Source organism: Klebsiella sp. 1SOBk5mer (assembly GCF_046603115.1).
Lineage (GTDB): Bacteria > Pseudomonadota > Gammaproteobacteria > Enterobacterales > Enterobacteriaceae > Klebsiella > Klebsiella quasipneumoniae.
The window spans coordinates 303,180-325,908 of record NZ_JBKIUU010000001.1 but is presented as its reverse complement, the minus strand read 5'-3'; the positions used below and the strand labels follow the sequence as shown (position 1 = coordinate 325,908).

Genomic DNA, 22,729 nt, shown 5'->3' with positions numbered 1-22,729 from the left:
GAAAAAAAGTGTGGTTTTTCACACGGCTGCCGGGATGCGTCTAACCCCTCTCCCAACGGCGCCTACCACCGACAATTAAGGAGTAACTCTTTGTGGGTATGGGTATACTCCAGGGGATAGCCGAGAATAAGCGCCACTCCCGGGGACACGACCGGTCAGGAGCCACGCATTCCATGTTAAAACGTCTTTTTACCCCGCTGACGCTGGTCAATCAACTGGCGTTGATCGTCCTGCTTGCCACCCTTACTGGCGTCGCCGGTATGGCGATCTCCGCGCGCCTGGTCAACGGCGTGCAGGGCAGCGCGCACGCCATTAACAAAGCCGGGTCATTACGCATGCAGAGCTACCGGCTGCTGGCGGCGATCCCGCTGAATGAACACGACCAAAAGCTGGTCGATGATATGACCGCCACCGTCTTCAGTCCGGAGCTGCAAAACTCCGCCCGCCGCGACGGGCAGGAGCGCCAGCTGCAGGCCCTGCAGCAGTACTGGCAGCTGGCGCTGGCTCCCGGCATGCAGCGCGCGGTCAACCAGGCGGAGGTCGCCCAGGATGTCGCCGACTTTGTCGATCGTATCGACCAGCTGGTCACCGCATTCGACCATACCACCGAGCAGCGTATCGAACGGGTGGTCTGGATCCATCGCCTCCTCGCCATCGGCATGGCGCTGCTGCTGATCTTCACCATCATCTGGCTACGCGCCCGCCTGCTGCGGCCATGGAAACAGCTGCTGAGCATGGCGCGAGCGGTGAGCCAGCGTGATTTCACCCAGCGGGCGCACATCAGCGGACGCAACGAAATGGCGACCCTCGGCATGGCGCTAAATAACATGTCGGAAGAGCTGGCGGAAAGCTACGCCGTGCTCGAGCGCCGGGTGCAGGAGAAGACCGCCGGGCTGGAACAGAAGAACGAGATCCTCGCCTTCTTATGGCAGGCCAACCGCCGGCTGCACGCCAACGCCCCGCTCTGTGAACGCATTTCGCCGGTGCTGAACGGCCTGCAGGGTCTGACGCTGCTGCGCGATATCGAGGTGCGGGTCTACGATCTGGAAGATGAAGACAACCATCAGGAGTTTACCTGCCACTCGGATAATGAATGTGACGACATGGGCTGCTACCTCTGCCCACGCAACCTGCCGCCGCTGCCGGATGGCGGAACGACGCTGAAGTGGCGGCTGTCGGATGCGCATAATCAGTACGGCATCCTGCTGGCGACGCTGCCGGTTGGCCGTCATCTCAGCCACGATCAGCAGCAGCTGGTGGATACTGTGGTTGAACAACTGACCAGCACCCTGGCGCTGGACCGCCATCAGGAGAAACAGCAGCAGCTGATCGTTATGGAAGAGCGGGCCACTATCGCCCGTGAGCTGCATGATTCCATCGCCCAGTCGCTATCCTGTATGAAGATGCAGGTCAGCTGCCTGCAGATGCAGGGCGATGCCTTGCCGGCGGAGAGCCGTCAGCTGCTGGGGCAGATACGTAACGAGCTGAATACCTCCTGGGCCCAGCTGCGTGAGCTGTTGACCACCTTCCGCCTGCAGCTGACCGAGCCGGGCCTGCGCCCGGCGCTGGAGGCCAGCTGTCAGGAGTACAGCGCCCACTTCGGCTTCACGGTGCAGCTTGATTATCAGCTCCCGCCGCGCTTTGTGCCGTCGCATCAGGCCATTCACCTGCTGCAGATCGCCCGCGAAGCGTTAAGCAATGCCCTGAAGCATGCCAGCGCGACCCAAGTCACCGTGACGGTGTCACAACGCGATAATCAGGTCCGTCTGGTGGTGGCGGATAACGGCCGCGGCGTGCCGGACCACGCCGAGCGGAGTAACCATTACGGTTTAATCATTATGCGGGATCGCGCGCAAAGTCTGCGCGGCGACTGTCAGGTTCGGCGCCGGGAAACCGGCGGGACCGAAGTGATCGTCACGTTTATCCCGGAAAAAACGTTTTCCATCCAATAAGGAGACCCCCATGAGTCAACAGGAACGGGCAACCATCCTTCTCATTGACGACCATCCGATGCTGCGCACCGGCGTGAAACAACTGATCAGCATGGCGCCGGACATCCAGGTGATTGGCGAAGCCAGCAATGGCGCGCAAGGTATCGAGCTGGCGGAGTCGCTGGATCCGGACCTGATCCTGCTGGACCTCAATATGCCGGGCATGAACGGTCTGGAAACGCTGGACAAACTGCGTGAGAAATCGCTGTCTGGCCGGGTGGTGGTCTTCAGCGTCTCTAACCATGAAGAGGACGTTGTTACCGCCCTCAAGCGCGGTGCCGATGGCTATCTGTTGAAAGACATGGAGCCGGAAGATCTGCTGAAAGCGCTGCAGCAGGCCGCCGCCGGCGAGATGGTATTAAGCGAAGCGTTAACCCCGGTGCTGGCCGCCAGCCTGCGCGCCAACCGCGCCACCTCCGATCGCGACATCAGCCAGCTGACCCCGCGCGAGCGCGACATCCTCAAGCTGATCGCCCAGGGGCTGCCGAACAAAATGATAGCCCGCCGGCTGGATATCACCGAAAGCACCGTCAAAGTGCACGTCAAGCACATGCTGAAGAAAATGAAGCTCAAATCCCGGGTGGAAGCCGCGGTATGGGTCCACCAGGAGCGAATTTTTTAAGGCGAGTCCGTCCACGAGACGCCAGGCGCGGTGAACTTGATCAGCGGCTCGGTCAGCGTCAGGACGATCTCATTGGAGGAGACGCGCTGCCCCTGTTTATCCTCTACCACCACCGACAGGCGCCAGCGGTTCGCGGCGCCCGGTTCACTGTTCCACACCGGCATAATCACGCTCCAGCCATCGGGGCTGCTGGCATCCACCGGCGGCGTCAGGCTGAGCGCCTGGGTGTCGCCCTGCCAGTGCAGCGACTTGATGCCGTGCAGACTATGGATCTGCAGCTTCAGCTGCACCGTCTCCCCGGACTGTAGATCCCAGGGCGGCGTGGCCAGGTAGACCGTCAGATTTTTGCGCTGCCGATACTCCACCACCGGCAGATTATCCCGCTCCGGGCTGTCGAAGCGGCTGCCGCGCAGCGAGTTACTGAACGCCACCTCGTCCGCCGCCAGCTGCTGCTTTAGCGGCACGCCAAAGCGGTAGTTGAGCTTCAGGCCAACGTTGTTCTGGCTGACGCCATTTTCCCCTTGCTTATGCTTGGCGGTCACGGTGACCAGCGGGACCGGGGTATAATTGAGCCCGACGGAGACGGCCACCGGGTTATGGTAGCCTGTGCCGGTGTGAAACAGATCGACGCTGTCGCCGAAGTACTGTTCGACGCTGAAGCTGGTGTTGATGTGCTCATAAAACGGCAGCCGCGCCTGGGCGGTAACGTCATACCCCGCGGCCATCCGCTGCTCCTGAGTTTGATTCTCCCGCAGCTGCCAGTCGCCCAGCGGATGATAGTAGTTCGCCGACAGGCGGAGATATTCCCCCCACGCCTCGGCGCCGACGCTGCCGCGGGCCAGGCTTTCGCTCAGCACCTTGTCATAAAACGAGTTATAGCCCAGCAGCCAGCCGCCGACCCGCCAGCGCTGGCCAAGCCCAATATTGCCCACCAGATCGTTCTCGCGCCGGGTTACCGAATACTGGTTCCACGTCAGGTAGCGATCGTTATCCTGCAATGGCACGAACCAGCTCCCTTTACTGCCGGTGAACTTCCCCTCTTTATCGACCAGCAGGTCGACATTGGCGTTGCCCCACGGCGAGAGCCAGCTCTCCAGCTGGTGGCTCACTTCATTGCCGAGTTTGTTGATGGCGAACATCTGCGCCTGCTCGCCCGCCGTCAGTCCGTTATCGCTCATGCTGGCCTCGCCGAACTTCTTCGCCACTTCGGCAAAGTGTCTGGCGTCGTCATCGACCTGCGGGGCGATCCCCAAATCGGGCAAGGGATCTTCTCCCTGGGGCGTGAGAGCGGTGTCGCTGGTGGTCAGCGCCCAGACGGGAGCGCCCGGCAGCAGCAGGAGAAAGATCAGGGATGGCAGCAAACGGTACGACACAGGCATCAACAGGTTTTGCGCGGGCTCGCAGAAAAAATTGGAAGATAGTTTTAGTTTATCGTTTTTTCCCTTCTCCCGCAGCCCTGCGGACAATTCCAGGAATATGCTGAAACCGGTTGGGCAAATAGTCGCCCAACCACAGAGGGTGCCGCCGCGCCGTTACGCCCCGGCGCGGGCCGGTTGCGCCGTCAGCAGCGCGTTGAGCTCCGGCACGCAGGAGCCGCAGTTGGTCCCGCACTTAAGCCTGGCGCCCAAAGCCCCAACGCTGGCGCAGCCGCTGGCGATGGCCTCGCCGATCGCCCGCTCCCCCACCCCAAAACAGCTGCAGACGATCCGCCCCGGCGGCGCGGCGGCGGCGTCCGGTCGGCCGCTGAGCAACGCATGGCGCCGGGCGGCGTCGGACGGCGGCGCGGCGAAGGCGGCGCTTATCCCTGCGCTATCCACCGCCGGCTCGCGCGAATTGCTCCACCAGCCCAGCATCAGCCTCCCCTGATGCCACGCCAGCAGGTTCCACACCGCGCCGCCGTCTGCTATCTGCAGCTGCCAGCCGCGCTGCGCGCACCAGACGCTGAGCCACTGTCGGGCTGACGCCTCCCCGGCCAGCGAGTAGTGCAATACGCCCGCCGCCGCCCGCCGCCGCCAGTGCCAGGCCGCAGGAAACGGCAGCGGTTCGCGACAAAACAGTTCGCTATGCCAGGCAGGCTGCCAGGGGGCGATGGCCACCGCCGCCTGTTTACTCTCCGGCTGGGCGGAATGCGGGTCCGTGACGGCGGCCAGCAGATTATTCACCCGCCCCTGGCGGGCGAACTGATTGTTCCAGTGCATTGGGACAAACAGCGAGCCGGGGCGCTGGCCTTCGCTGATCGCCACTTTCGCCACCATCACCCCATGGCGCGACCAGATCCGCGCCAGCCCGCCGGCGACAAGCTGGTAGCGAACGGCGTCCTGCGGCGCCACCTCCACCACCGGCTCCGCGATATGCTGCATCAGCCGCGGCACGGCGCCGGTGCGGGTCATGGTGTGCCACTGATCGCGGATCCGCCCGCTGTTGAGGATCAGCGGATAAAAGACATCGGTTGCCGCCCGGGTCGGCTGAGGCGTCACTGGCACCATCCGCAGCCTGCCATCGCTATGCCAGCCGCGCGTAACATCCCAGGCGGCGCGGCGGCGGCTGACCGGCCAGCGTACCGGCGCCATGGCGTCCCAAGCCTCGCGGCTGAGATCCGCCAGCGCGCCGATATCAAACGCCCGCTGGCCGTCGTTTTCGAAACCGGACAGCGCCGCATGCTCGCGGAAGACGTCATGCGGATGCTGCCAGGCAAACGCCTCGCGATACCCCAGCGCCTGCCCCACTCTGGCGATGATCCACCAGTCCGCTTTCGCCTCCCCCGGCGGCGGCAGGAAGCTGCGCTGACGGGAGATGCGCCGCTCCGAGTTGGTGACCGTGCCATTTTTCTCGCCCCAGGCCAGCGCCGGAAAGCGAATGTGGGCGAATTGTCCGGTATCCGTCTCAGCGGCGACATCCGAGACGATCACCAGCGGACAGCCGGCCAGCGCCTGGCTCACCGCGTGGCTGTCGGGGAGCGACACCACCGGGTTGGTGCCCATGATCCACACCGCTTTCACCTCGCCGCGGCCGATGGCGGCAAACAACTCCACGGCGGTCAGCCCCGGGGTCTGCGCCAGCCGCTCGGTTCCCCAAAAGCGGGCCAGACGCTGCAGATCGTCTGGCACAAAATCCATGTGCGCCGCCAGCATCGTCGCCAACCCGCCGACTTCGCGCCCGCCCATGGCGTTGGGTTGACCGGTCAGCGAAAAGGGGCCGCAGCCTCGGCGGCCATACTTTCCGCTGGCCAGATGGACGTTGATGATGGCATTACATTTGTCGCTGCCGCTGGCTGACTGGTTAATTCCCATGGTGTAGAGGGTGATGGCCCGCGGGGCGGCGATAAAATCGCGATAGAAACCCGCCACCTCATCGGCGGGCAGGCCGCAAAAAGCCGCCACTTTCGCCACGTCCCAGCCGCGGGCGGCGGCCAGCGCCTGCGGGCCGTCGCGAAAACCGTCGACGCAGGCCCCGGCCTGCGCCAGGGCGTTAAGCAACCCCACGAACAGCCCGCCGTCGCTTCCCGGCGCCAGCGCCAGATGGCGATCGGCGATCTCGCAGGTGGCGGTGCGCCGGGGGTCTATCGCCACGATCTGCAGCCGGGGATTATCCCGCTTCGCCTGCGCCAGACGCTGGTACAGCACCGGGTGCGCCCAGGCGGCGTTCGAGCCGACCAGCACCACCAGATCGCTGTTTTCCACATCCTCATAGCTACAGGGCACCACGTCGGCGCCAAAGGCCCGCTTGTAGCCGGTTACCGCCGACGACATGCACAGCCGCGAATTGGTGTCGATGTTCGCCGCGCCGATAAATCCCTTCATCAGCTTGTTGGCGGCATAGTAATCCTCCGTTAACAGCTGGCCGGAGGCGTAGAAGGCCACCGCCTGCGGACCGTGCTGGTCGATAACCTGTTGCAGGCGGGAAGCGGTCTCCGCCAGCGCCTGAGACCAGGCCACCGGCTGGCCGTCCACCTCCGGCGCCAGCAGCCGCCCCGCCAGGCCCGTGGTCTCCCCTAGTGCCGCCCCTTTGACGCACAGGCGGCCGAGGTTGGCCGGGTGCTGATCGTCGCCGCGCACGCTCACCTGACCCGCGTCATCCACGCTCGCCAGCACGCCGCAGCCTACGCCGCAGTAGGGACAGGTCGTTCGGATGGTCTTCATCAGGAGGCCTCCGCTCGCGCCAGCAGCTGCTGGCTGCCCACCCACACTTTGCCGTTTTCCACTTTCACCGGCCAGGCGCGCACTGCCTGTTCACCGCCGTCGCACGGCCAGCCGTCGCGCAGGCGAATCCGCTGTTTGTACAGCGGGGAGATCACCACCGGTTCCCCGCCGACGTCCCCTAACAGCCCCCGCGACAGCACGTTGGCCGCGCTGCCCGGCTCGCGGTTGTCCAGGGCATACACCCGATCGCCAAAGCGGAACAGGGCGATCTGCCGCTCCCCTAACCGGGCGCCGATCCCCGCCTGCGCCGGGATGGCGTCAAGGTCGCAAATCGCCTGCCACGGCCGGGATGGGAGTTCGCCTTCAGGCAACGCTTCAGCAGGCAACGGCTGCGGCTGACCGCGCAGATCGTGGCGCTGCACCGCCTCGTCGGGCTGGTCGCTGTTCACGAAGGAGCGGAACAGCGCCAGGCGCTGGGGATCGTTGAGCGTGGTCTGCCACTCGCACTGGTAGCTGTCGACGATGCGGGCCATCTCCTGTTCCAGCTCCTCGCCAATGCCGAGGCTGTCCTCCAGCACCACCTGCCGCAGGTAGGCCACGCCGCCCTCCAGGTTGTCCATCCAGGTGCTGGTCCGCTGCAGGCGATCGGCGGTGCGGATATAGAACATCAGCAGACGATCGATGCTGCGGATCAGCGTCGCTTCGTCGAGGTCGCTGGCAAACAGGTCGGCGTGACGCGGCTTCATTCCGCCGTTGCCGCAGACGTAGAGATTCCAGCCTTTGTCGGTGGCAATCACCCCGATGTCTTTGCCCTGGGCTTCGGCGCATTCGCGGGTGCAGCCGGAGACCGCCATCTTGATTTTGTGCGGGGCGCGCAGCCCTTTATAGCGATGCTCGAGCCGCACCGCGAGCCCGGTGGAGTCCTGCACGCCGTAGCGACACCAGGTTGCGCCGACGCAGGACTTCACCGTGCGCAGCGACTTGCCATAGGCGTGGCCGGTTTCAAACCCGGCGTCGGCCAGCTCGCGCCAGATCGCCGGCAGCTGTTCCAGCCGCGCGCCAAACAGGTCGATGCGCTGGCCGCCGGTCACTTTGCTGTAGAGCTGGTAACGTTTGGCGATCTGCCCGATGGCGATCAGCCCGTCCGGCGTCACTTCCCCCGCCGCCATCCGCGGCACCACCGAATAGGTGCCGTCCTTCTGAATGTTGGCGAAATAGCGGTCATTGGTATCCTGCAGCGGCAGGTGCGCCGGCTTCAGCAGATATTCGTTCCAGCAGGAGGCCAGCACCGAGGCCACCAGCGGTTTACAAACCTCGCAGCCGTGCCCCTGGCCGTAGCGGCTAATCAGCTGCTCGAAGGTATGGATATGGTTGACCCGCACCAGATGGTAGATCTCCTGACGCGACCACGGGAAATGCTCGCAGACGTCTTTTTTCACTTCGACGCCCTGCGCCGCCAGCTGGTACTCCATCACCTGTTTCACCAGCGCGCTGCAGCCGCCGCAGCCGGTGGCCGCTCTGGTGCAGCTTTTTATCGCCGCCATATCCCCCGCGCCATTGTTCACCGCCTGGCAGATATCGCCTTTGCTGACGCTATGGCAGGAGCAGATCGGCGCACTGTCGGGCAGCGCCGCCACCCCCAGCGCCTTCGGCGCGGCCCCCTCCAGCGCCGGCAGGATCAGGCTCTCCGGACGCGGCGGCAGCGCCATGCCGTTCAGCATCATCTGCAGCAGCGTGGCGTAGTCGCTGGCGTCCCCCACCAACACGCCGCCAAGCAGGGCTTTGCCGTCCTGACTGACGACGATTTTTTTGTAAACCTGCTGCGGACCGTCGGTCCATTGATAGCTCTGGCAGCCCGGCGTGCGCCCCTGCGCATCGCCAAACGAGGCTACGTCAACCCCCAGCAGCTTCAGTTTGGTGCTCATGTCGGCGCCGCTAAAGCAGGCGTCCTCTCCTGCAAGGGTGGCCGCGGCGATCCGCGCCATCTGATAACCCGGCGCCACCAGGCCGTAAATTTTATTATCCCACAGGGCGCATTCGCCTATCGCCAGCACGTCCGGGTCAGTGGTGCGGCACTGGCCGTCGATGCCAATCCCCCCGCGCTCGCCAACCTGCAGCGCGCAGCCGCGGGCCAGCGCGTCCTGCGGGCGGATCCCTGCCGAGAAGACCACCATGTCGGCCGCCAGCGTGCCGCCGTCGGCAAAGTTCAGCCGCAGGCCATCGGCCTCGCGCACGATGGCGGTGGTGGCTTTGCTGGTATGCACCCCCACGCCGAGGGCGACGATCTTCTCCCGCAGCATCGCCGCCCCGCCGTTATCCAACTGGACGGCCATCAGGTTCGGGGCAAACTCCACCACGTGCGTCTCCAGCCCCAGCTGTTTCAGGGCGTTGGCGGCCTCCAGCCCGAGCAGGCCGCCCCCGATCACCACCCCGGTCTTCGCCGCGGCGGCATGGGCGGCGATACGGTCGAGATCGTCAAGGGTACGATAGACAAAGCACCCGTCGAGATCGTTGCCAGGGATCGGCGGAACAAAGGGATAGGAGCCGGTCGCCAGCACCAGTTTATCCCAGTGGGTTTCATGCCCCTCGGCGTCCCGCACCAGCCGGGCGTCGCGGTCGATCGTCGCCACCGCCTTGCCGAGGCGGAGTTCGATGCCGTGCTGGTGAAAGAAATCATCGGCCACCAGCGACAGCGATTCGGCGCTGCGTCCGGCGAAATATTCGGAGAGATGCACCCGGTCGTAGGCGGCGTAACGCTCTTCGCCAAACACCACGATACGATATTGCTGATGCAGGTTGCGGCTCACGCATTGTTCGAGAAAATGGTGGCCGACCATGCCATGTCCCACCAGCACTAATACAGGTTTCGTCATCGTCATTATTCCTGCAGCCTGCGGCTGCGTTGAAGAAGGGTCAAAAAGCCAGTCCGCGGTGGCGGGCTCGTCGCTTTCCAGGCGCGCGGTGAGCGCGGCGGCGGTGGTACAGTCGCCCATCAGCAGCACGCCGCGCAGGCGGCCGTCGCGCAGCAGCAGGCGACGATAGTGCCGGTCGATGGGATCCCAGCTGGTATAGATGTCATCCTGTTCGCTGGCCTGCTGTTCGCCGACGCTAAAGAGTTCAATGCCGGTGACCTTCAGGCGGGTCCCGGCGTCCTGCCAGACAAAGCCCGCGCCGGGGGCGCCGCACAGGCGATCCGCCAGCACCTCGGCCTGGCGCAGGCAGGGAGCCACCAGCCCCCAGGTCTGGCCGTCAATTTCGCAACACTCGCCAATGGCGCTGATCCCCGGCAGCGAGGCGGCCATCTGGCGGTCAACCACGATCCCCTGCTGGCACAGCACGCCGGACTGCGCCGCGAGACGGCTGTTGGGCTGCACGCCGGTCGCCAGCACCACTCTGGCGGCGCGGAATACCCGCCCGTCCGCCAGCCGCACGCCGTCGGCGTCAATGGCGGCGATCCGGCACTCCAGCACGCAGCGAATACCGCGCGCTTCAAGCTGCTGCCTGAGCTCATCGGCGGCAAAGGCGTCGATCAGCGGCGCCATTAATCCGCTGCCGCGATGCAGGAGTGTGACCTCCCCGCCGCGGCGACGCAGCGCCGCCGCCGCTTCCACGCCCAGAACCCCACCGCCAATCACCACCGCCGGGCCGGGTATCGCCAGAATACGTTCCACGTCCGCCAGGGTGCGGAAGGGCATAACCTGCGGACGTTCAATACCCGGCAGCGGCGGGATAAAGGGCCGCGAGCCGGTGGCGAAAACCAGCTCGTCCCACGGCAGCCAGGCGTCAGCGATGCGCAGCCGCCGTTGCGCAACATCCACTTCATCCACTGCCTCGCCAGACCGCAGACACACCCCGTGCCGGGTGTACCACTCCGCCGGCAGCAACGGGATCTGCGATGCCGTTTTTTCGCCAGCCAGCAGCGGCGAGAGCTGGATGCGGTTATAGGCCGGGTGCGGCTCGTCGCCGACGACGGTAATGGCAAACCGCGCAGGGTCGCGCTCAACCAGCCGCTGCACCAGCCGGGTGGCCGCCATGCCGTTACCGATCACCACCAGTCGCCGCGTCATGACCGCCTCCTTATGCCGCTTTCGGCTGTTTTTCATACAGGAAATGGAGGATCTGCTGGCGCAGATGGTGGTACCGGCTGTCGTCCGCCAGCTGAACGCGATGCCGCGGACGCGGCAGATCGACCGCGAGGATCTCGCCGACCGTCGCCGCCGGGCCGTTGGTCATCATCAGCACCCGGTCGGAAAGCAGCACCGCTTCATCAACGTCGTGGGTGATCATGACGATGGTGGTATTGAGCTCCTGCTGGATATGCATCACCGTGTCCTGGAGGTGAGCGCGGGTCAGCGCGTCCAGGGCGCCGAAGGGCTCATCAAGCAGCAGCACTTTCGGCTTCATCGCCAGCGCCCGGGCGATACCCACCCGCTGCTTCATGCCGCCGGAGATCTCCCCGGGCCGTTTATGCAGCGCATGACCCATCTGCACGCGCGCGAGGTTGTGTTCAATCCACTCCCGACGCTCATGCTTGCTCATGGTGCGACGGAACACCTGATCCACCGCCAGCGCCACATTGTCGAAACAGCTCAGCCACGGCAGCAGCGAGTGGTTCTGGAAAACCACCGCCCGCTCCGGCCCGGGCCCGGCGATTTCCCGGTTATCGCACAGCAGTCCGCCCTCGGTAGGGGTCGTGATCCCGGCGATCAGATTCAGCAGGGTCGATTTTCCACAACCCGAGTGGCCGATCAGGCTAATGGTCTCCCCTTCGACGATATCGAAGGAGACATTCTGCAGCGCCAGAAACTCGCCGCTGGCGGTGTTGAAGCGCTGGCTGACGGCCTGCACCTGAATTAATGGTTTCATGTTGGCTCCTTATTTGTCCTGCCAGCTAAAGCGGCGGGCGAGCAGCATCAGGCCCTGCTCCAGCAGCAGGCCGACGACGCCGATAATGACGATGGCAATGATGATGTTTTCCACATTGAGGTTGTTCCACTCGTTCCAGATCCAGAAGCCGATCCCCAGCCCGCCGGTGAGCATTTCCGCCGCCACGATCACCAGCCAGGCGATGCCGATGGAGAGGCGCACGCCGGTGAGCACCGCCGGCAGCACCGCCGGAAAGAGAATTTTGCGCATCACCGTCCACTCTGAGAGCTGGAGGACGCGGGCGACGTTGAGATAGTCCTGCGGGATCCGCCGCACGCCTTCCGCGGTGTTGATCACCATCGGCCAGATGGAGCAGATAAAAATGGTCCAGCTGGAGGCTGGCTCCGCCTTCTGGAACAGCAGCAGGCCAATCGGCAGCCAGGCCAGCGGGCTGACCGGGCGCAGCAGAGCAATCAGCGGATTAAACATGCGGGCGAAGAACAGCGAGCGGCCGATCAAAAACCCCAGCGGAATGCCCGCCAGCGCCGCCAGGCCGAAGCCCACCGCCACGCGCTGCAGGGAGGCCAGCACGTTCCAGCCGATCCCCATGTCATTCGGCCCGTCCTGATAGAACGGATCGGCGAACAGCGTCAGCGCCGAGTCCAGCGTGCTCAGCGGGGTGGGAAAGCCTTTGCTGTGCATCGCCGCCAGCTGCCAGGCCAGCAGCAGCACCCCCAGCCCCAGCAGCGGGGGCAGCAGGCGCTGGGTGAGCTCACGCAGCCAGCGCGTGACGGTCGGCGTGGTGCGCCGGACCTGCACCGGCGGCAGGATAATGACTTCGCCAGGCGCGTTCTCCACGCTGACGACCGGTTGCTTACGTTGTGCCTGCTTCATCTCATGCCCCCTTACGTTGAATAGCGAAATGGCGGGCGTAGCCTTCCGGGTCAGACCCGTTCCAGACCGTACCGTCCATCAGTGTGCTGCTGCGCATCGTGGCTGCCGGTGTGCTGACCCCGCCGACCGCCTGGGCGGCCGCCTGCCAGACGTCGATGCGGTTAAGGCGCGACGCCACCGCGAGGTAATCCGGAGCCTGCTTCAGCAGCCCCCAGCGACGAAACTGGGTGAGGAACCACATCCCGTCCGACAGCCAGGGAAAGCTCACCTCTCCCTCGGCGTAAAAACGCATCGGATGGGCATCCTGCCAGCGGCGGCCGAGGCCGTTGTCATACTCCCCAAGCATCCGGCCGGTGAGGTACTGCTCTTTGGTATTGAGCCAGCCGCGCCTGGCGAGCAGGCGGGCCGTCTCCCGGGTGTTCTCCGCCGAGGCGGCGATCCAGCGCTGCGCCTCCATCAGGGCCGCCACCAGCGCGCGGGCGGTGTTCGGGTGGCGTTCCACCCAGTCGCGACGGGCGCCCAGCACCTTTTCCGGATGCTCAGGCCAGATATCCTGGGAAGTGGCCGCGGTGAAGCCGATACGGTCGTTAATGGCGCGGGCGTTCCACGGCTCACCGACGCAAAAGCCGCTCATATTGCCGATGCGCATGTTCATCACCATCTGCGGCGGCGGCACCACGACGGTGCGCACATCGTTAAAGGGATCGATGCCGGCGCTCGCCAGCCAGTAGTAAAGCCACATGGCATGGGTGCCGGTGGGAAAGGTATGGGCGAAGGTGTAGCTGCCCGGCGCGCTGCGGTCGATCAGCCGCTTCAGTCCGCCGAGGTCGGTCACCCCTTTCTCCTGCAGTTCGCTGGAGAGGGTGATGGCCTGACCATTGCGGTTGAGGGTCATCAGATTAGCCATCGCCTGCGGCTTGCTGGCGATCCCCAGTTCAAGACCGTACAGCAGGCCATAGAGAATATGCGCCGCGTCCAGTTCACCGGCCACCAGCTTGTCGCGCACCGCCGCCCAGCTGGCCTCCTTACTCGGCGCCAGGGTAATGCCATATTTTTTGTCAAACCCCTTCGCCGCGGCGATGGCCAGCGGCGCACAGTCGGTCAGCGGAATAAACCCTACCCGCACGGTGGTTTGCTCTGGTCTGTCCGAGCCGCCGGCCCATGCGGCCTGCATCACGCCCGGCAGCAGCATCGCGCCGCCCAGCGCGGCCCCTGCCTGCAGCAAGCGCCGCCGTGAAATTGAAAACTTATCGCTCATATCCGCTCCACACGCGCAAAAAAAAAGCGCCCGACAGTGCATATGCACTGCAGGACGCCTTTATCCACGGACACCCGAACCGCCATTGGTTCGTCGCCCGGACTTTTATTCACTCACTAATGCTAATGCAAAGGGGATGCCAGCTTTGGCTATGGCGCGCTGGCGGGCTTTTCCTTTCGCTCTGGTCGGTTTGTCAGGCAAAAGTGCACCGCCGACAGGCAGCGAATGCCCATCGATTGTGCATCTACTCCTTTGGGGTTAATGGCCAGATCGCCTTCACCATCAGCAGCGCGCGGGCTATCTCAACCATCCGCTGATTCTTGTCCATGGCCATCTTGCGCAGCGTCTGCCAGGCCTGCTCCTCCGGCATCCCCTGATGAGTCATCAGCAGGCTTTTCGCTTTTTCGATCAGCTTGCGTTCCTCGAGCGCGTCTTTCAGCGAAGCCAGCTGGCTGGAGAGCTGTTGCAGCTCATAGGCCTGCTGGCGCACCAGCGGCAGCAGCTGTTTATCCAGCCGCGGCGTCACGCTGTCGCTCTCCTCCCCAGCCAGCCAGCCAGGCGCGTCGTCTTCTAACAGCGCGTCGGTGGCGTCCAGCAGATCGTCGATCAGTTGCTCTTCCACTTCGCGCAGTTGCTCAAGCCGCTGGGTTTGCAGGCCGAACCAGCGCAGCGCCGTTTCCCCGCCGTCCGCCGCCGGCTGGCGGGTGCAGGCGATCCGCCGCAGTTGCTCGATGTCCAGACCGGCCTGGCACTCGGTCGTAAACAGCTGGACCGTCGCCGGACTGCCCAGCGCCTGGAAGCTGTCAAAGCAGGGCTGCTGACCATCAATACGGTCCACCAGCTGCTGGCGCAGGCTGTCGCTGAACTCGCCGCGGGTAAAGCCCAATGCTCCCAGCGCGCGCTCCTGGCCCACCAGCTCTTTTCCCTGCATAAAGCTGTACAGGGCGACCATACGCCCGGCTACCGACGGGTCGTCAATGCTGTCATTGAGCTGCGGGACGATATTCAGCAGATGGCGGATAATACGGCTGAACTGCTCCGTCGCGGCTTCAGCGGCGACCTGCCGGCGGCTGACCTGCTCACGCAGCGCCGGGAGCTGCGCCAGATCGCCGACCGCCCGGGCGATGCGCCAGCACAGCGCGCTGCCGGCGACCGCGCGCGCCCGTTCGAGGGCGGCATAGAACAAGGCCAGCCGCTCATCAACCAGCGCCCCGCCCGCCCGACACTCCGCCGCGTACAGCTGACCGCCCGAGCAAAGAAAAATATTCGACGCCCCGCGCTCGCACTGCAGCATATGCACCAGCGCGCTGAGCTGACTTGCCAGCTCGCCCAGCCGGGAAAGTTGCTGAAGCTGTTGTTTTTGCAGGCGGCGCGCCAGCTGCAGCCAGGCCGTCGCCTCGTCCGCGTGACCAGTCGTATTATTCATACCCCTCCTCCGGGTTAACGCTTTATACTGCGGTAAAGCAATAACCGTGCCTTTAAGAAGGAGTTTGTATGCAACGTATTGTGATTATCGCCAACGGCGCCGCCTACGGCAGTGAATCCCTGTTCAACAGCCTGCGCCTGGCCATTGCCCTGCGCGAACAGCAGTCCGACCTCGATCTCAAGCTGTTTTTGATGTCCGACGCCGTCACCGCCGGGCTACGCGGGCAGAAGCCGGCGGAAGGGTATAATGTGCAGCAGATGCTGGAGATCCTCACCGCCCAGCAGGTTCCCGTGAAGCTGTGCAAGACCTGCGCGGACGGCCGCGGGGTCAGCGCACTGCCGCTGGTTGATGGGGTGGAGGTTGGCACTCTCGTTGAGCTGGCCCAGTGGACCCTGGCGGCAGATAAAGTGCTGACCTTCTAAATCTGCGCCGCCGAACGGGAGGAAATATCAGGTTTCGCCGCCTGAAGAGGTGAAAAAAACGTTAGCTGAATGCTTTCAGGAACAACGTCATTTTTGTTTAATCTTTATCCTTTTTTTTGATCAAAATCAGCATCCCGACCCGCGCCGTTTGGTGTGATGCACAGAGCAAAGTGTGAACAATATCACGCGAGGACTGGGTGGGCAGGATGCTGTAGCGGGACAGAAACGGGGTACAAAAATGGCGATGGTAAAAGCAAGTTTGACGTTGTTTGGCGGTGACACACTGGTGGTGCGGTGCTCAGAGCGCTGCCATATTCATCTGATGAGCGCGAAGGTTCCTGGCGACAGCCATGCGGATATTCTGAGCGTGCAGGATCGGGACAGCGCCTATCTGACGGTGCCCTACAGCGGCACCTGGAACGTGCTTATCGACAGTCACAGCCAGTCACTGGAGCACTCCATCAGCTACGTTCCGGCCTGACAGTCACTGCCTTAACACACGCCCGGCCATGCCGGGCGTTTTTCTTTTCCGCGCGCTCAGGCCAGGCCCGGCGTCGGGCTGTCGCCCAACAGCGCGCGGACGCTGGCCACCAGATCATCAAGACTGGCGTCGTGCATCCCGAGCTTACTCAACGCCTGCTCCAGCGAAAACAGGTACTGGGCGTTGGTGCCGAGCGGCCCGCTGGCCCGGGCGATCAGCGGAGCAATGACCTGGGCGCTGGTATCCGGCTCAAACAGCGGATGACGCGGATCCATAATAAACACCAGCGCATTTACCGTCCGCCCGTCGTCCAGCTCCAGCTTGCACCAGGTGGGCAGATAGCAGCCGGTAATCATCTCCCGTTTCCACAGCAGCGTCAGCTCTTCTTCCAGCGTGTCGTCCGGCAGACGATAAGCGACGCCGGTGGTTCGACCGCCCTCTTTCAGGGCCAGCATGCGTCCCGGCTGGCAGGCGCTCCCGCGCCCGGCGGTCAACCGCAGGCAAAACGCGCGGTGCCAGCCCGGCAGCGTGCCAGTGCAGGACTCGCGATAATTGAGCGCCGGGTTCCAGATAAGCGAACCGTAGCCAAAGATCCATACTGAGCCATCATCCGGGCGGCAGGCCAGCGTCGCCGCCAGCGAGGCTGCGCGTTGTTCTGCCGACCAGAGTAGCGATTCCTCAATAGCGCCAAACGCTGTCTTACAATCCGCATTCATCAAGAAATCACGAGTTAACACTGTTTACTACCTCCGCCACTGCCCGCTTCCCGGCGTTCGTCTCATGCATCCGTCAATATTGCTGAAATATTATCCAGCTTTATCTTTCAATAAGCAATCAGCGGGGCGCTGGCAAGCATAAAAGCGGCGTCAGCAATTATTTTTTCTTATGCCACTTATCGTCATCGCCTTTCTCGTAGCTGTTCTTCACCGCCGCCCAGGCGACTTTGTGCGCCGTCTCTTCACGGCTGGCGTCATCGCGCCGCTCGTCTTTATCTTTATATTGATCCCAGGCGCTGTTAAACGCTTCTTTATAAATTTCCTGCGCATGGGCAGGCAGAACATGCTGAACGCTGTCGGGGAGCTCTTGTTTACTGTTATAGGGCATAATGACCTCCTGTTTGAGCATAAAATTTAAGTCTGGAACGCAGGCGGCAGGCTATCAAGCCGATGATGAGTTAAAAATGAATTTTAGTAATTATCTGAATAGTAAGTATAAAAATAGCGTAATCGCAAATTATAATAAACTAATCAAGATATCTCTCGATACCCGTAAACTTAAGTAAAAATACAGCAGAAATTTAGCGAAATCTGTTACTTTATCGCCCTGCGTTTTTATAATTATAACACCTGCATAAATGGAGATGGTTCATGACCCATGCACATGAGGCGGTAAAAACCCGCCATAAGGAGTCTTCCCTCGTCTTTCCGGTGCTGGCGCTGGCAGTGCTGTTTTTCTGGGGCAGCAGCCAGTCACTGCCAGTGGTTATCGCGATTAATATCCTCGCGCTGGTCGGTATTTTAAGCAGCGCCTTCAGCGTGGTCCGCCACGCCGACGTCCTCGCCCACCGCCTGGGCGAACCCTACGGCTCCCTGATTCTCAGCCTGTCGGTGGTTATCCTTGAGGTCAGTCTGATCTCCGCGTTGATGGCCACCGGCGACGCTGCGCCGACCCTGATGCGTGATACGCTCTACTCCATCATTATGATCGTCACCGGCGGTCTGGTCGGTTTCTCCCTGCTGCTGGGCGGGCGTAAATTCGCCACCCAATATATGAATCTGTTCGGCATTAAGCAGTACCTTATCGCCCTGTTTCCGCTGGCGATTATCGTGCTGGTGTTTCCCATGGCGCTGCCGGGCGCGAACTTCAGCACCGGGCAATCGCTGCTGGTGGCGGTGATTTCGGCGGCCATGTACGGCGTTTTCCTGCTTATTCAGACCAAAACCCATCAGAGTCTGTTTGTTTATGAGCATGAAGACGACGGCGATGATGACGACCCGCACCACGGTAAACCGTCCGCCCACAGCAGCGGGTGGCATACCGCCTGGCTGCTGGTGCACCTGGTGGCGGTGATCGCCGTCACTAAAATGAACGCCAACCCGTTGGAAACGCTGTTGACCAGCATGAATGCCCCGGTGGCCTTCACCGGCTTCCTCGTGGCCTTGCTGATCCTGTCGCCGGAAGGCCTTGGCGCGCTCAAAGCGGTGCTCAACAATCAGGTACAGCGGGCGATGAACCTGTTCTTCGGCTCCGTGCTGGCCACCATCTCGCTGACGGTCCCGGTGGTCACCCTCATCGCCTTCCTGACCGGCAATGAGCTGCGCTTTGGCCTTGGCGCGCCGGAGATGGTGGTGATGGTCGCCTCGCTGGTGCTGTGCCATATCTCCTTCTCCACCGGACGCACCAATGTGCTGAACGGCGCGGCCCATCTGGCGCTGTTCGCCGCCTACCTGATGACCATTTTCGCCTGACCCCGCTTTCCCGTCCGGCGGAGTCCGGGCGAAAAAAAAAGCCTGCCGGTTTTGACGCCGGCAGGCTTTTTCAGTGATGCGGTCAGGCTTACTTGCTGGTATCCAGCTCGTCGAAGCTTTTCACCAGATCGTCAATCGCTTTCATCTGCTTGAGGAACGGCTCCAGTTTATCCAGCGGCAGCGCGGACGGGCCGTCGCATTTCGCGTGGTCCGGATCCGGATGCGCTTCGATAAACAGACCGGCGATACCCACCGCCATACCGGCGCGGGCCAGCTCGCTCACCTGCGCGCGGCGACCGCCGGAGGCAGCGCCAAACGGGTCGCGGCACTGCAGCGCGTGGGTGACATCGAAAATAACCGGCGAGTTGTTGGAGGCTTTCTTCATCACGCCGAAGCCGAGCATATCCACCACCAGGTTGTCGTAACCGAAGTTCGCGCCGCGGTCGCAGAGGATCACTTTGTCGTTACCACCTTCGATGAATTTATCGACGATGTTGCCCATCTGGCCCGGGCTGACGAACTGCGGTTTCTTGACGTTGATCACCGCTCCGGTTTTGGCCATCGCTTCCACCAGGTCAGTCTGGCGCGCGAGGAAGGCGGGAAGCTGGATCACGTCCACGACGTCAGCCACCGGCTGCGCCTGGCTGGCTTCATGAACGTCGGTGATGATTTTCACGCCAAAGGTCTGCTTCAGCTCCTGGAAAATCTTCATCCCTTCTTCCAGACCCGGCCCACGATAGGAGTGAATGGAGGAACGGTTGGCTTTATCAAAGGAGGCTTTGAAGACGTAGGGGATGCCAAGCTTCTGCGTAACGGTGACGTAATGTTCGCAGATGCGCATCGCCAGATCGCGTGACTCCAGCACGTTCATCCCGCCGAACAGCACGAACGGCAGGTCGTTCGCTACGTTGATATCACCAATGCTAACCACTTTTTGTTTCATAAATTCGCCTTATCAGGGTGTAACCGGAATGGTTCCAGACTAATGCAATGTAATTTGTTTGTGCGAAATCGTGTTGATTTGTGCGCGGATCATCTCGCTGATCGGATCCTCCGGACACTGTTCGACAAAATAGCTCAGGTCCAGCAGCGCCACGTGATCGCAATCCAGCTGGGCGTATATCAGCCCGCGGTCGCGGATCTCATACGGATCTTCCGGGTTAAACTGCAGCAGCGCTTCGCTGGCGCGCAGGGCCAGCTCCATCTGCCGCTCTTCCATCAGCGCCGACTTCAGGGTGTCCAGTAGCTTGCGGATCACCTCGGCGTTATCCGCTTCGTCGAGATCTTCATTAAACAGTTCCGCCACCGGCCCGATGTTGCCCTTCAGCCATACCTCCAGGGTATGTTCGTCGAGGGTTTCGCCGTTGAACGGATTAATCAGCCACATCTCTTCGCTGGTTTCCGGGTCCGCGCGCAGCAGCATCTGGGTCGGGAAGATCACCGGCACTACCGGCAGCCCCAGGCGCTGGGCGATCCACAGCAGGATCGCGCCTAATGACACCGCGCTCCCCTGGCGGTTGACCAGCACTTTATCGAGCCATAGCGCGTCGGATAGACGATAAACGCCCTGCGAGGCGCCAAAGCCCCACTCCTCGTAAAACAGCCCCAGCAGGCGTTCTATCTGGCGTTCCTGGTCCCATGAGGGCGCAATCTCCTCCTGCGCGAGGCCCAGCAGCCGCTGCAGCTCTTCCTCGACAAAACGCGTCGGAAAATCGTCGCGGACCTGTTCAGAAATGAGGACCATGCCATCACACAATGGCGCTTTGTTAAATTCGAAATCCGCTAATGACCCCATGACCTACCCCAGTATCGGTATTCTTGTGATGGCGAGTTGAATGATGATAAACAACACCACCAGCGCCAGCAGGAACGCGATAAAGCGGCTCTGCTGGCTGCGCGGACGACGACGGCCCAGCGCGATAAAACCTAATGCGATGTAAATGATAACGCCAAACAGCTTTTCAGTCAGCCATGCGCCGTCTTCTGTGAACGGCAGGTAGTGCGTTATCGCCATTAATCCCGCACCGCTGAGAAACAGCAGCGTATCGCTGCAGTGCGGCGCAATTCGCACCCACCGCTGGTTCAGCAGCGGGCTCTGGTGATACATCCACCAGTAACGTAAAACGAACAATCCTACCGACACCACCACGCTGGCGATGTGCAGGTAGAGGACAGCCGTGAATAAGTTCATCAGCCAACGTTCTCCATGTCGGGTAAACGTCCGAGGGTCAGACGCTCATTGTCGCCGTAGTCGCGGCAGGTCGCGACATCCAGATAGCCCGCCTCGCGGAACAGGGCGCGTACCGCTTCGCCCTGGGTCCAGCCATGCTCCAGCAGCATCCAGCCGCCGGGCTGCAGATACTGCCGCCCCTCGCGGATAATCTGCGCCAGATCGGCCAGCCCCTGGTCGCCTGCCACCAGCGCCGTCAACGGCTCAAAACGCACATCGCCTTCGGCAAGATGCGGGTCGGCGGCGTCGATATAGGGGGGATTGCTGACGATCATGGCGAAGCGCTGCCCGGCCAGCGCACTGAACCAGTCGCTTTGCCGTATCGTCACGTTAGCAATGCCCAGATGGGCGGCATTACGCAACGCCAGCGCCACGGCGTCCGGCATCACGTCCACCGCGATCACTTCACAGTCAGGACGTTCGCTGGCCAGCGCCAGGGCAATGGCGCCGGTCCCGGTGCCGAGGTCGAGAATACGGCACGCCGCGACGGGCAGACGCGCCAGCGCCTGCTCCACCAGACATTCGGTATCCGGGCGGGGGATCAGCGTCGCCGGGGAGACAAACAGCGGCAGCGACCAGAACTCCCGCTGCCCGACCAGATGGGCGATGGGCTCCCCGCGCTGGCGTCGCTGCAGGAGCGCCTCCAGCGTCGTCGCCTCGTCGGCGGACAGCGTCGTTTCGCCGAAGGCCAGGATCCAGGTGCGCGCCCGACCGGTGACGTGTCCTAGCAGGATCTCGGCGTCGCGTCGCGGACTGTCGCTCTCCGCCAGGCGGGCGATTGCCTGCTGCAGCCAGGCCTGAAAGGTCATCATTCCTGCTCGGACAGCGCCGCCAGCTGATCGGCCTGGTGTTCCTGGACAATCGGCTCAATCAGCATGTCGAGTTTGCCCTCCATCGCCTCATCGAGACGGTAAAGGGTCAGGTTGATGCGGTGGTCGGTCACGCGGCCCTGCGGGAAGTTGTAGGTACGGTTGCGATCGCTGCGGTCGCCGCTGCCCAGCAGGTTGCGGCGCGTGGAGGCTTCCGCCTGCTGACGCTTGGCCACTTCGGCGGCGCGGATCCGCGCCCCCAGCACCGACAGCGCCTTGGCTTTGTTTTTATGCTGGGAACGTTCGTCCTGACACTCCACCACGATGCCGGTGGGCAGGTGGGTAATACGGATCGCCGAGTCGGTGGTGTTAACGTGCTGACCGCCCGCGCCGGAGGAACGGAACGTATCGATGCGCAGATCCGCCGGGTTGATATCCGGCATTTCCGCCTCCGGCAGCTCCGGCATCACCGCCACCGTACAGGCGGAGGTGTGGATACGCCCCTGCGACTCGGTGGCCGGCACGCGCTGCACGCGATGGCCGCCGGATTCAAATTTGAGCCGGCCATAGACGCCGTCGCCGCTGATCTTGGCGATCACCTCTTTAAAGCCGCCGTGTTCACCTTCGTTGGCGCTGAGGATCTCCACCTGCCAGCGGCGCGATTCCGCGTAACGGGTGTACATGCGGAACAGATCGCCGGCAAACAGCGCCGCTTCGTCGCCGCCGGTCCCGGCGCGCACTTCCACGAAGGCGTTACGCTCGTCATCAGGATCTTTCGGCAGGAGCAGGACCTGTAGCTGTTGCTCCAGCTGTTCGCCTTTATCTTTGGCGTCGCGCAGCTCTTCCTGCGCCATTTCGCGCATTTCCGGATCGTCGAGCATCATCTGCGCGGTTTCAATATCCTCCTGCACCTGACGCCAGTCGGTATAGCAGCGCGCCACATCGCTTAGTTGAGCATACTCCCGCGACAGCGCGCGGAATTTATCCTGATCGGCAATCGTCGCGGCATCGCCGAGCAGCGCCTGCACTTCTTCGTGGCGCTCGTACAACGCTTCCAGTTTGGCAACAATAGAAGACTTCATAGGCGTGAATTCACCCTGTCCTGAAAATAAGAGAAAGGTGC

Annotated in this window: 19 protein-coding genes; 5 read left to right on the top strand and 14 right to left on the bottom strand. The window is 62.7% G+C overall.

The window, feature by feature from the left end:
* Nucleotides 1-173 precede the first annotated feature (173 nt).
* Both narX and narL read left to right on the top strand, forming a co-directional pair.
* Nucleotides 174-1,952, top strand: coding sequence for a nitrate/nitrite two-component system sensor histidine kinase NarX (gene narX / locus ACLH1U_RS01585; RefSeq protein WP_032428899.1), 1,779 nt, complete (start codon nt 174-176; stop codon nt 1,950-1,952).
* Between the two features lie 10 nt (nt 1,953-1,962).
* The gene (narL, locus tag ACLH1U_RS01580) at nt 1,963-2,613 is read left to right on the top strand and encodes a two-component system response regulator NarL (protein WP_002910198.1); all 651 of its coding nucleotides are present in this window, start codon (nt 1,963-1,965) and stop codon (nt 2,611-2,613) included.
* Here narL and ACLH1U_RS01575 read toward each other — a convergent pair.
* The 7 genes from ACLH1U_RS01575 to nasR form a co-directional block, all read right to left on the bottom strand.
* On the bottom strand, nt 2,610-3,992 hold the full coding sequence (locus tag ACLH1U_RS01575; RefSeq protein ID WP_374014608.1) for a YchO/YchP family invasin: 1,383 nt from the start codon (nt 3,990-3,992) through the stop codon (nt 2,610-2,612). The two genes, narL and ACLH1U_RS01575, sit on opposite strands and share 4 nt — an antisense overlap.
* Before the next feature lie 153 nt (nt 3,993-4,145).
* The gene (locus tag ACLH1U_RS01570; protein ID WP_151819758.1) at nt 4,146-6,752 is read right to left on the bottom strand and encodes a nitrate reductase; all 2,607 of its coding nucleotides are present in this window, start codon (nt 6,750-6,752) and stop codon (nt 4,146-4,148) included.
* A complete protein-coding gene (gene nirB, locus ACLH1U_RS01565) occupies nt 6,752-10,819 on the bottom strand; it encodes a nitrite reductase large subunit NirB (RefSeq protein WP_411299002.1) in 4,068 nt (1,355 codons plus the stop codon). The genes ACLH1U_RS01570 and nirB overlap by 1 nt, the downstream gene beginning before the upstream one ends.
* A 10-nt stretch (nt 10,820-10,829) precedes the next feature.
* The gene (locus ACLH1U_RS01560) at nt 10,830-11,618 is read right to left on the bottom strand and encodes an ABC transporter ATP-binding protein (protein ID WP_032453294.1); all 789 of its coding nucleotides are present in this window, start codon (nt 11,616-11,618) and stop codon (nt 10,830-10,832) included.
* 9 nt (nt 11,619-11,627) lie between these two features.
* On the bottom strand, nt 11,628-12,512 hold the full coding sequence (ntrB, locus tag ACLH1U_RS01555; protein WP_032453295.1) for a nitrate ABC transporter permease: 885 nt from the start codon (nt 12,510-12,512) through the stop codon (nt 11,628-11,630).
* 1 nt (nt 12,513) lies between these two features.
* On the bottom strand, nt 12,514-13,770 hold the full coding sequence (locus ACLH1U_RS01550; protein WP_065806135.1) for a CmpA/NrtA family ABC transporter substrate-binding protein: 1,257 nt from the start codon (nt 13,768-13,770) through the stop codon (nt 12,514-12,516).
* 244 nt (nt 13,771-14,014) lie between these two features.
* Nucleotides 14,015-15,196, bottom strand: coding sequence for a nitrate regulatory protein NasR (gene nasR, locus ACLH1U_RS01545; RefSeq protein ID WP_048297764.1), 1,182 nt, complete (start codon nt 15,194-15,196; stop codon nt 14,015-14,017).
* 68 nt (nt 15,197-15,264) lie between these two features.
* On the opposite strand from nasR, the gene ACLH1U_RS01540 reads away from it, so the two are divergent.
* Nucleotides 15,265-15,618 (top strand): DsrE/DsrF/TusD sulfur relay family protein, encoded by a 354-nt coding sequence (locus ACLH1U_RS01540; RefSeq protein ID WP_002910380.1) that lies wholly within the window; start codon nt 15,265-15,267, stop codon nt 15,616-15,618.
* Between the two features lie 238 nt (nt 15,619-15,856).
* Entirely contained in the window at nt 15,857-16,099 is a 243-nt protein-coding gene (locus tag ACLH1U_RS01535) for a DUF1883 domain-containing protein (protein ID WP_002910387.1), read from the top strand.
* 56 nt (nt 16,100-16,155) lie between these two features.
* Here the strand turns inward: ACLH1U_RS01535 and ACLH1U_RS01530 are convergent, their stop codons facing one another.
* Together ACLH1U_RS01530 and chaB are read right to left on the bottom strand one after the other, a co-directional pair.
* Nucleotides 16,156-16,836, bottom strand: a complete 681-nt coding sequence (locus ACLH1U_RS01530; protein ID WP_023290144.1) for a gamma-glutamylcyclotransferase — start codon at nt 16,834-16,836, stop codon at nt 16,156-16,158.
* A 136-nt stretch (nt 16,837-16,972) separates the two neighbouring features.
* Entirely contained in the window at nt 16,973-17,203 is a 231-nt protein-coding gene (chaB, locus tag ACLH1U_RS01525; protein ID WP_023290145.1) for a putative cation transport regulator ChaB, read from the bottom strand.
* 263 nt (nt 17,204-17,466) lie between these two features.
* On the opposite strand from chaB, the gene chaA reads away from it, so the two are divergent.
* On the top strand, nt 17,467-18,567 hold the full coding sequence (chaA, locus tag ACLH1U_RS01520) for a sodium-potassium/proton antiporter ChaA (protein ID WP_004203207.1): 1,101 nt from the start codon (nt 17,467-17,469) through the stop codon (nt 18,565-18,567).
* Between the two features lie 88 nt (nt 18,568-18,655).
* Here the strand turns inward: chaA and kdsA are convergent, their stop codons facing one another.
* From kdsA to prfA, 5 genes are read right to left on the bottom strand one after another with little or no spacing between them, the layout of a single operon-like run.
* Nucleotides 18,656-19,510, bottom strand: a complete 855-nt coding sequence (gene kdsA, locus ACLH1U_RS01515; protein WP_002910393.1) for a 3-deoxy-8-phosphooctulonate synthase — start codon at nt 19,508-19,510, stop codon at nt 18,656-18,658.
* A 39-nt stretch (nt 19,511-19,549) separates the two neighbouring features.
* Nucleotides 19,550-20,362, bottom strand: a complete 813-nt coding sequence (sirB1, locus tag ACLH1U_RS01510; RefSeq protein WP_374014605.1) for an invasion regulator SirB1 — start codon at nt 20,360-20,362, stop codon at nt 19,550-19,552.
* Nucleotides 20,363-20,365: 3 nt separating this feature from the next.
* Nucleotides 20,366-20,758: an invasion regulator SirB2 gene (gene sirB2, locus ACLH1U_RS01505; protein WP_008804389.1), complete on the bottom strand. Its 393-nt coding sequence runs from the start codon at nt 20,756-20,758 to the stop codon at nt 20,366-20,368.
* The gene (gene prmC, locus ACLH1U_RS01500; RefSeq protein WP_050533460.1) at nt 20,758-21,606 is read right to left on the bottom strand and encodes a peptide chain release factor N(5)-glutamine methyltransferase; all 849 of its coding nucleotides are present in this window, start codon (nt 21,604-21,606) and stop codon (nt 20,758-20,760) included. Before prmC ends, sirB2 begins: the two co-directional genes overlap by 1 nt.
* Nucleotides 21,606-22,688 (bottom strand): peptide chain release factor 1, encoded by a 1,083-nt coding sequence (prfA, locus tag ACLH1U_RS01495; protein WP_004203214.1) that lies wholly within the window; start codon nt 22,686-22,688, stop codon nt 21,606-21,608. Before prfA ends, prmC begins: the two co-directional genes overlap by 1 nt.
* Nucleotides 22,689-22,729: the final 41 nt, after the last annotated feature.

What these genes read in the sequence shown, in the direction of transcription:
- sirB2 (WP_008804389.1), bottom strand. Translation starts at nt 20,758, where the DNA reads ATGAACTTATTCACGGCTGTCCTCTACCTGCACATCGCCAGCGTGGTG.
- prfA (WP_004203214.1), bottom strand. Translation starts at nt 22,688, where the DNA reads ATGAAGTCTTCTATTGTTGCCAAACTGGAAGCGTTGTACGAGCGCCAC.
- narX (WP_032428899.1), top strand. Translation starts at nt 174, where the DNA reads ATGTTAAAACGTCTTTTTACCCCGCTGACGCTGGTCAATCAACTGGCG.
- chaB (WP_023290145.1), bottom strand. Translation starts at nt 17,203, where the DNA reads ATGCCCTATAACAGTAAACAAGAGCTCCCCGACAGCGTTCAGCATGTT.
- nirB (WP_411299002.1), bottom strand. Translation starts at nt 10,819, where the DNA reads ATGACGCGGCGACTGGTGGTGATCGGTAACGGCATGGCGGCCACCCGG.
- prmC (WP_050533460.1), bottom strand. Translation starts at nt 21,606, where the DNA reads ATGACCTTTCAGGCCTGGCTGCAGCAGGCAATCGCCCGCCTGGCGGAG.
- ntrB (WP_032453295.1), bottom strand. Translation starts at nt 12,512, where the DNA reads ATGAAGCAGGCACAACGTAAGCAACCGGTCGTCAGCGTGGAGAACGCG.
- sirB1 (WP_374014605.1), bottom strand. Translation starts at nt 20,362, where the DNA reads ATGGGGTCATTAGCGGATTTCGAATTTAACAAAGCGCCATTGTGTGAT.
- chaA (WP_004203207.1), top strand. Translation starts at nt 17,467, where the DNA reads ATGACCCATGCACATGAGGCGGTAAAAACCCGCCATAAGGAGTCTTCC.
- ACLH1U_RS01540 (WP_002910380.1), top strand. Translation starts at nt 15,265, where the DNA reads ATGCAACGTATTGTGATTATCGCCAACGGCGCCGCCTACGGCAGTGAA.
- nasR (WP_048297764.1), bottom strand. Translation starts at nt 15,196, where the DNA reads ATGAATAATACGACTGGTCACGCGGACGAGGCGACGGCCTGGCTGCAG.
- ACLH1U_RS01570 (WP_151819758.1), bottom strand. Translation starts at nt 6,752, where the DNA reads ATGAAGACCATCCGAACGACCTGTCCCTACTGCGGCGTAGGCTGCGGC.
- ACLH1U_RS01550 (WP_065806135.1), bottom strand. Translation starts at nt 13,770, where the DNA reads ATGAGCGATAAGTTTTCAATTTCACGGCGGCGCTTGCTGCAGGCAGGG.
- ACLH1U_RS01575 (WP_374014608.1), bottom strand. Translation starts at nt 3,992, where the DNA reads ATGCCTGTGTCGTACCGTTTGCTGCCATCCCTGATCTTTCTCCTGCTG.
- ACLH1U_RS01560 (WP_032453294.1), bottom strand. Translation starts at nt 11,618, where the DNA reads ATGAAACCATTAATTCAGGTGCAGGCCGTCAGCCAGCGCTTCAACACC.
- kdsA (WP_002910393.1), bottom strand. Translation starts at nt 19,510, where the DNA reads ATGAAACAAAAAGTGGTTAGCATTGGTGATATCAACGTAGCGAACGAC.
- ACLH1U_RS01535 (WP_002910387.1), top strand. Translation starts at nt 15,857, where the DNA reads ATGGCGATGGTAAAAGCAAGTTTGACGTTGTTTGGCGGTGACACACTG.
- narL (WP_002910198.1), top strand. Translation starts at nt 1,963, where the DNA reads ATGAGTCAACAGGAACGGGCAACCATCCTTCTCATTGACGACCATCCG.